We start from the raw sequence: 1,239 nt of genomic DNA, 5'->3' as shown, positions 1-1,239 counted from the left end.
TACAAATCCCCCTTACTCATACTTTCTTTATTCTTGCTTTTTCCTTTTTCATCATTTGGATTTGAAATTTCTATTTCTTTAAAACTTTTAGAGCATTCTTTATCTGTGTATAATCTAACACAATACTTTCCCCAAGTCTTACCTATGCTAAAAGGATAATCTTTTAAAAAATCAGGTTGTTTGTTGTAATTAATCTCATTGATTTTAAAATAATACTTTCCTTCAGGTAAGCTTCCAAATTTATCTTTAATACTTTCATCATCATAGTAAAAATATGCTTTTTTCTTGGTAGTTTTATCTTTTATATCTTGATAAAAACTAAAAGCAATTTGTTTATTTGATGGTTTTAAATTATCAGCTTTAGCTACTCCACTTCTTGCCATATAAGAAGCTATTAAATCTTTTCCTTTAAAATGATATAAATAAAAACCATCATATTTAAAATAATCTTTATTTTTAAACCTAAGTATAAGTCCTATTTTATGATTGATATAATTATTAAATATTCTTTTGCTATCTTGTAAGGGTTTGGCTAAATAAGCTTTATTATCTTCTAATCTAACTTTAAAACTATGACAATTACTGAAGTCTTTTTCTCTATCAAATCTTATCTTACCTTCTTTATTAGTTTTTAATTTTAATACGCTTTGCTTGATTAGTTTTTCATGATCATACCCTTTTATACTAATGCTAGCATTATCAATAGCCTTGCCATGTTCATCTTGTATGATAAGGCTGATGTAATTTGAAGTAGCAGTGTTGTTTATAATGCTAGTGTTATTGTGGGTTAAATTTAGATCTTGATGGTTTAAATCATCATAAGCATAGTGCTTGCTTATCTTTTTAGGTTCTAATTTTATATTTAAACTATTTTTAGCTAAAACATAGTTTTTAATCTTACAATGATAATAATCATAAGTAATGTTTAAATCTTTTAAAGCATATAAATTATTCTCATCATATTTAAGATAATAATTTATTTTTTCATCATTGAAAGAAAAAATTTCATCTTCCTTTGCGCCTAAAAGAAGTTTTTCATAAAAAAATACTCTTGTTTTTAGTTTATTAAAATCTAGATCATAGTTTTGTTCTAATAAAGCTATATCGATTAATGACTCATCTTTAACAAATATATCACAATTGTTCTCATAAAGATGCAAAAGATTTGACATAGATGAAGCATTGTCAAAAAATATAAGCTTTTTATTTTTTTCTTTGTTTTCTAAGATGAAGTGGCTT

General features: G+C 24.4%; 1 protein-coding gene. It reads right to left on the bottom strand.

Annotated features, from left to right (window positions below):
* On the bottom strand, positions 1-1,239 hold a 1,239-nt coding region (locus CAMP5053_RS08110; protein WP_442863262.1), incomplete at both ends, for a hypothetical protein.

The organism is Campylobacter sp. S4:11 (genome assembly GCF_024723695.1).
Taxonomy (GTDB): Bacteria; Campylobacterota; Campylobacteria; order Campylobacterales; family Campylobacteraceae; genus Campylobacter_D; species Campylobacter_D jejuni_C.
Note: the sequence above shows the minus strand (reverse complement) of the source record. Positions and strands in the feature narration are given on the sequence as shown.